The following is a 6,525-nucleotide window of genomic DNA, read 5'->3' on the forward strand; positions in this document are numbered from 1 at the left end:
CTGCAAAAAATTCTTTTCTCCCCGGAAGCAAAAGTGAAAAACATTCCCCGTCTTACCCAAAGGGAGCAGGAAGTACTGAAGTTGGTGAGCGAAGGCGCTACTACTGCGGTTATAGCCAAACAATTGTTCATCAGTCCGCAAACAGTGGAAACACATCGCCATAACCTGATGCAGAAGTTCCGCGTAAGTAACTCTGCATCGCTCATAAAGAAGGCCGGCGAATATGGTATGTTATAATATTATTTACTGCTCTTCATCTACCTTAATTAACCCCAGTCCAATGGCTTTTTTTATCAGCGTTACCGCATTGGGCACTTCAAACTTTTGCAGGAGGTTATAACGGTGGCTTTCCACGGTTTGTATGCTGATAAAAAGTTTATCGGCCATTTGCTGGGTGGTAAGCCCTTCACTGATCCAGTGGAGCACTTCTTTTTCGCGTGCGGTAAGGCGTGGTAGTTTTTTGGGAATGCCGGAAGGAGAGAAGATGATTCCCCTTACTTCATCGCTCATTACAAACTGCCCCTGTAGCACCTGCGCTATGGCGTTTTCAAGATCCTGAAGCGAAGCGTTCTTTAGCAGGTACCCGTTAGCGCCGCTGTTGAGCATGTCGTTAATGATATGTTTTTCCGTATGGTTGCTAAGGGCAATTACTTTTGTTTTCCTGCGCGTGCGGTGAATGGCCTGGCAGATGTCGATGCCGGACAGCTGGCCAGGGAGGCTGATGTCCAGAAAAACAATATCTGCCCCATGTTGTTGTAAATAGTTGAGTGCCTCCTCGCCTTTGTTAAAGGCGGCGGCTACTTCCACGCCGGGTATTTTCTGAAAAACGGTATTCAGTCCTTCAACAAAAATACCATGATCTTCTACCAGTACAACCCTGATATTATCTTTCTTCCGTAACATTGATTTCTATGTTAATGATGGTACCTTTTCCGGGAGATGATTGTAATTCTATTTTCCCGTGCATATATGCCAGCCGTGATCGTATGTTTTCCAGGCCCATGCCATTCCCGTGCCGGGAGTTATCCGGTTCGGGGAGGCCTTTACCGTTGTCTTCAATGGTAATATAAAACCGTTCGTGTACTTTGCTGCATTGTAAAAATACTTCCGTGGCACCGGAATGCCGGGCAGCGTTTGCAAGCAATTCCTGTACAATCCTGTAGATCTCGATTTTCTCCTGCATCCGTATATTTTCCTGCAGGTTCAGTAATTCGCATTCCACCCGCATGGTTTGCGTATCCATTGTTTTACAAAGGTCCCTTATGGCGTTGGAGAAACCGGCGCGTACCAGTATTTCCGGAACCATGTTACGGGCAATACGACGCAATTCATGTACGGAGTTATCTACCTGGGCAATTACGTTCCCGAGTTCAACGCTTTGTCCGCGTTCTTTATCGTGGCTGGCCACCGAAAGATTTAACTTAATACCTGCCAGCATCCCACCGAGCCCGTCGTGCAGGTCCCGGGCCAGGCGCTGTCGTTCTTTTTCTTCGCCTTGCAGCTGTGCTTTGGTGATCTGCATTTCGAGCTCCTGCTGCATCGTATTTAACCGTTGTTTTTCTCTTTTTTTCCGTTGCCGGTATGCATAATAAATAAACCCGCCAAGCAATCCAAGGAGGCATGCCCCAAAGTATAACAGCAGCCGTTGCACCTGGTTGCGGTTTTGCAGCCGGAGCAGTTGTTTTTCTTTTTCGGCAACACGGTATTTTGTTTCCAGTCCTGCTATGGTTACGGCTGTTTGCGCGGTGAAAACACTATCCGATAATTGTGCGTACTGTAACATCTGGTCGAAAGCTATTGCGGGATGGCCCAGGGCTTTTTCCGTTTTTGCCAGCTCAAATAACAGTAGTCGTACATTGGTGCTGATGGCATGGCGCGCTTGTAATTTATATGCCTTTTCAAGGAAGGATTTAGCTTTTTCCAGCTGTCCCTGTTGTTTATATACTTCATACTTCTCGTAAGCAATAGTGGCTGCATCATATGGCCGGTTGAGCTGTGCAGCCAGTGTATCCCCTTTGTTTAATGAAGCAATAGCCTGCGGCCACTGTTTTAAACGCGAGTAGTACATTCCCTCTATGCAGTAATAAACGGGCAGGTAAGAGGAGTCGGAGTGGGATGAAAGGATTTTGAAGGCTTCTTTTAAAGAGGATGTTGCCGAATCCGGCTTGTTCTGCAGTACAAAGGATTTAGATTTACTCATAAGACATTCTGCCAGCACAAGGGACCGTTCATGCAGGCCGGTGAGTATTTTTATTGCTTTCTCATAGTAGTCGCCTGCCCGTTCATAGTTCTTATAATTCATAAACTCGGCGCCGAGATCCATATAGTTCCAGGCTACCCGTTCCTGGTCGCCGGCTGCCTGGGCAAGCGGGATTGCCCTGGAGAGCAGGGCTTCTACAAATCCTTTGCTATTGTCCATCAGCTGGTCCAGTGCGCCATAGTTATGCCAGGCGCGGGACCGGTATTGAAATGATTCGGGTGTTGAAAAACGCTGCAGTATTTCGTCGGCCTGCATGTAATCCTGCTGGCTTTTGATGATGTCGTAGCTGTAATATGCACCTGCCCTGTAGAAGTGGGCCACGCCGCGGAGAAAGGAATTGTTTTTCGTGTAGCGGAACGACTGTTGCGCGATATCCACCGCGCGGGCGCTGTCCCTGTCGGCCCAATAATCAGAAAGCCGGAAAAGCAGCCGGGCTTTGACGCTATCGGTAGTTGCCGCAGTTACCGCGGCCATCAGGCTGTCGGGGTAGGAGGCGCCTGGCTGTTGCCGTGCAACTGCTTCCCGGGAAAACGCCGCCAGTGCGAACAATATAACCAATACTTTTTTCAAACTATCCGGGTGTATGGAAAAGAAACAGGGTAGCGCACGTGTATTCACATGCTCCTGATGACTAAGGGAAGTTCGGTTTAAAAAATCAGACGACCAAGAGTTACGGGTAGTTTTACCTCCATACAAAGTCGCCCACTATGGTTGTTCCTAGTCCGTCTGATCGTTCCTCTCCTTTTACCTGCACCTGTATTACGCGGTTATCTTCTCCCGGCCATACTTTATACACCTGTCCGTCGGCGGGCACCAGGCACAGATGTGCGGCGGTACTGCCCGAGCCGGGAACGCCGGCCCTGGAGTTGGCAGCAATAGCAATGTATTTGCTGTCTGGTGAGAAGCAGGGTTTTATTTCAGACTGATTGCTTTCGGTTACCTGGTGGAAATCGCTTCCATCGGCATTCATCAGCCAGATATGGTTACCTGCTGATAAGGCTATTTTTTTTCCGTCCGGACTGGCGCAGGCATATCCCTGCCAATCAGAGAAAGGAATGTCCTTTATTTTGGAGGCGGAGGTAAAACTGGTGTTAGTCCTGTACAGGCTGCCGTTCTTTTTAAACAGGATAGTGCCGCCGGGTTCCCAGGCAATGGGATCGAGATATTTAAAATCATGATCGTTGCCGTAACCGGCGATGTTTTTTAGCACCCTGCCGTTCATGTCAAGGATCACCAGGCCGTCGTCCAGCATGGGCTGCAGTGCCAGTTTGGTGCCGTCGGGCGAAATGTAAGGCAGTCCGCCATGATTATCATTCGGTTCGTAAAAGATCTCCTTAATGGTGGCGCCGTCGCCGGTATTGAAGATGATATAACGGGTATCATAGCTGGCGGGATTGAGTTGTTTTACGCCTTTAGTGCCATCCCAGCTGATGTCCCATCCGGCGCCGATCCAGTTGGGGATTACGCCGGAGAGCTCCCCGTTTTGCATATTGATCCTGGTAATACCTTCCGTTCCCTGCTTTATAAAAATATTGCCCGGCCCATAGTTATAGCCACCTCCGGCCGGACCGTCGTTTTTTTTGCTGCAGGAGCTAATGAGGGCGCCCAGTACCAGTATTGCTGTAAAAAATTTGGTTGGAAGTTTCATTTCTTTTTTAACAAAAGAATCCATTTTTACGGGCATGTACAATAAGGAAGAACCCTGTTTTATTTCTAAGGGTTTTCCATGGGTTTTTTGCAGGAACAGTTACGATACCTGTGATGCGTTTTCCGACGGGTTGTATAAGATAGCCTGTTATCAGCGCATGGTGGCGGCCAGTTTGCCCAACAATTGCAGTTGCTGTTCCACGTTGCTGCTCCAGGGCATGCCGAGGGAAAGCCTCATACAATTTTCATACTGGTCCTGTAACGTGAACATTCTTCCGGGCGCAATGCTTATTTTTTGTTTGATGGCTTTTTCGAAGAGCTTTGTAGTGTTGATGTTTTTATTGAGTTCCACCCATAGCGACAGCCCGCCCTGCGGCCTGCTTGTTTTGGTACCGTTCGGGAAATATTGTGCAATGGTGCGTATATAATGCTGGTAGTTATCCTGCAGGGTTTGCCGGAGCTGGCGGAGATGATTTTCATACCTGCCGCTTTTCAGGAAACCGGCTACCGCCTCCTGTGTTACAGCAGTACATGACAGTGCATGTACCAGTTTCAGTTTCAGGATCTGTTCCTTGTACCTTCCCGGCGCCAGCCAGCCAACGCGATATCCCGGTGCAAGGGTTTTTGAAGCAGAGCTGCACCATAGCACCATACCTTTTTTATCAAATGTTTTACAGCATATCGGACGTTGAGCGTCAAAATGGAGGTCGCCGTATATATCATCTTCAATAAGCGGAATGTGATGCCTGGCTAATAATTTTACTACTGCTTCCTTGTGTTCATCGGGCATGTGGCTTCCCAGGGGAGTATTGAAGTTAGGAGCCAGCAGGCAGAGCTGGATCTTCGGGATGGCTTTTTTTAGCGCATCTATTTCAATGCCTTTGGTAGGATGGGTGGGCAGTTCAAGTACTTTTAAACCGAGACTCAGGGCCAGTTGCAGGCTGCCGGGGTAACAGGGGCTTTCCATAGCAATAGTATCACCCGGTTTTGATAAAGCCATCATGCAAAAAGACAGTGCATTCATTCCGCCTGCAGTGGTGAGCAGGTCGTTTTCATCCAGGTTACCGCCCCAGGAGAGTGAGCGGGCGGCAATCATCCTTCGCAACATAATATTGCCCTGTAATGGCTCATAGCCGATGCCACCGGATTTGAGCGAACGGGTGGCAAGCGCTATTTCCCTGTTTAGTTTTGCCAGGGGCAGCAGTTCCCCGGATGGTGAGCCAATGGCAAAAGGAGTGAGGTCATCTTTTCCCAGACCGGCATATACTTTCCTTATCAACTCATCCGGTTCTCTGTTTTTACCTGTTGCAGACGGCTTGCTTACCGCAGTGAGCGGAAGTTTCAGTTGAGGCTGCGCACTTACAAAATAACCGGATTGTGGTTTTGAGCTGATGAGTGATAGGGCTTCCAGTTCCAGGAAAACCCTTTTTGCAGTGTTCATGCCAATGTTATGTTGCAGGCATAACATTCTTACGGAAGGCAGGCGGTCGCCCGTTTTCAGCACTCCGTTCCTTATCTGGCGGGCAATGCCGTTGGTAATAGTAGTATACAGGAAATCTTTACCCATCTGTCAAATATAACTGTGTCCATCAAAATAAACAAAACTGGGACTGTGTTTATTGAATGCCTGTTTCTATTTTTGTACCGCAATTCAGATATTATGGCAACAACGAGTATTAACACCTCCGCGTCAAACACAACGGGCGGCTGGATAAACGGATTTATCGGCGTATTGATCTTCAGTGGTTCCTTACCGGCAACAAGGGTGGCAGTACTGGATTTTGACCCGGTGTTTTTAACGGTGGCCCGGGCCACTGTTGCAGGTTTACTGGGTCTTTGCCTGTTGCTGATCTATAAAGAAAAGTTACCGGTAAGGAAGCAATTGTTCCCATTGGCGGTTGTTGCCATCGGCGTGGTGGTGGGTTTTCCTTTGTTAACGGCCCTGGCTCTGCAATATGTAACATCGGCGCATTTAATTGTGTTCGTAGGCATGTTACCCCTTACCACGGCTATTTTCGGCGTAATACGCGGAGGAGAGCATCCCCGTGCGGCATTCTGGTTTTTTTCACTGATGGGAAGTTTTTTGGTGGTGGGCTTTGCCGTGTTCCAGGGATTATCGGCCTCACCGGTGGGCGACATACTGATGTTGCTGGCTATTATCTTATGCGGGCTGGGGTATGCAGAAGGGGCAAAGCTTTCCAGGGACCTGGGCGGCTGGCAGGTGATTTCCTGGGCGCTGGTGCTTTCATTGCCCGTTATGGCGCCACTTGTATTCATATTGTTCCCGTCGCCGCTGGCAGGAATCAGGTTACAGGCCTGGGTGGGTTTAGGTTATGTTTCCCTGTTCAGTATGTTGATTGGTTTCGTGTTCTGGTACCGTGGATTGGCGCAGGGAGGTATTGCGGCTGTAGGACAGCTGCAGCTGCTGCAGCCATTTTTTGGGTTGGCGCTGGCTGCAGGCTTGCTGCATGAAGAAGTAAGTATTGGTATGCTAGGGATCACTGTAGGGGTTATTCTTTGTGTGGCGGGATCGAGGAGGTTTGCGAAATAATGGTAGCGGAAACTGCCTGTTACTTTTTGCTATCAAGGGCATCCGTCAGTGTATCATCTTTACCTGA

The 6,525-nt window shown here is 48.8% G+C and carries 6 protein-coding genes; 2 read left to right on the top strand and 4 right to left on the bottom strand.

The features are described from left to right. On the top strand, positions 1 to 237 hold a 237-nt coding region (locus tag VN105_RS07615; RefSeq protein WP_325639510.1), incomplete at its 5' end, for a response regulator transcription factor. A gap of 6 nt (positions 238 to 243) precedes the next feature. On the opposite strand, the gene VN105_RS07620 is transcribed toward VN105_RS07615, so the two are convergent. From VN105_RS07620 to VN105_RS07635, 4 genes are all read right to left on the bottom strand, one after another. Further along, on the bottom strand, positions 244 to 903 hold the full coding sequence (locus VN105_RS07620) for a response regulator transcription factor (protein WP_325639512.1): 660 nt from the start codon (positions 901 to 903) through the stop codon (positions 244 to 246). Beyond that, positions 884 to 2,830 carry an ATP-binding protein gene (locus VN105_RS07625; RefSeq protein ID WP_325639514.1) on the bottom strand — a complete coding sequence of 649 codons (1,947 nt, stop codon included), beginning with the start codon at positions 2,828 to 2,830 and terminating at the stop codon, positions 884 to 886. Before VN105_RS07625 ends, VN105_RS07620 begins: the two co-directional genes overlap by 20 nt. 112 nt (positions 2,831 to 2,942) lie before the next feature. Beyond that, a complete protein-coding gene (locus VN105_RS07630) occupies positions 2,943 to 3,908 on the bottom strand; it encodes a hypothetical protein (protein ID WP_325639515.1) in 966 nt (321 codons plus the stop codon). Between the two features lie 150 nt (positions 3,909 to 4,058). Next, entirely contained in the window at positions 4,059 to 5,474 is a 1,416-nt protein-coding gene (locus tag VN105_RS07635; protein WP_325639516.1) for a PLP-dependent aminotransferase family protein, read from the bottom strand. A gap of 93 nt (positions 5,475 to 5,567) precedes the next feature. Between VN105_RS07635 and VN105_RS07640 the strand changes: the two genes are divergently transcribed. After that, complete coding sequence (locus tag VN105_RS07640; protein ID WP_325639518.1) at positions 5,568 to 6,458, top strand: DMT family transporter; 891 nt, start codon at positions 5,568 to 5,570, stop codon at positions 6,456 to 6,458. The last annotated feature ends 67 nt before the right edge of the window (positions 6,459 to 6,525 follow it).

The sequence above is a fragment of the Chitinophaga sp. genome (genome assembly GCF_035564935.1).
Classification (GTDB): domain Bacteria; phylum Bacteroidota; class Bacteroidia; order Chitinophagales; family Chitinophagaceae; genus Chitinophaga.

What these genes read in the sequence shown, in the direction of transcription:
- VN105_RS07620 (WP_325639512.1), bottom strand. Translation starts at nt 903, where the DNA reads ATGTTACGGAAGAAAGATAATATCAGGGTTGTACTGGTAGAAGATCAT.
- VN105_RS07630 (WP_325639515.1), bottom strand. Translation starts at nt 3,908, where the DNA reads ATGAAACTTCCAACCAAATTTTTTACAGCAATACTGGTACTGGGCGCC.
- VN105_RS07635 (WP_325639516.1), bottom strand. Translation starts at nt 5,474, where the DNA reads ATGGGTAAAGATTTCCTGTATACTACTATTACCAACGGCATTGCCCGC.
- VN105_RS07640 (WP_325639518.1), top strand. Translation starts at nt 5,568, where the DNA reads ATGGCAACAACGAGTATTAACACCTCCGCGTCAAACACAACGGGCGGC.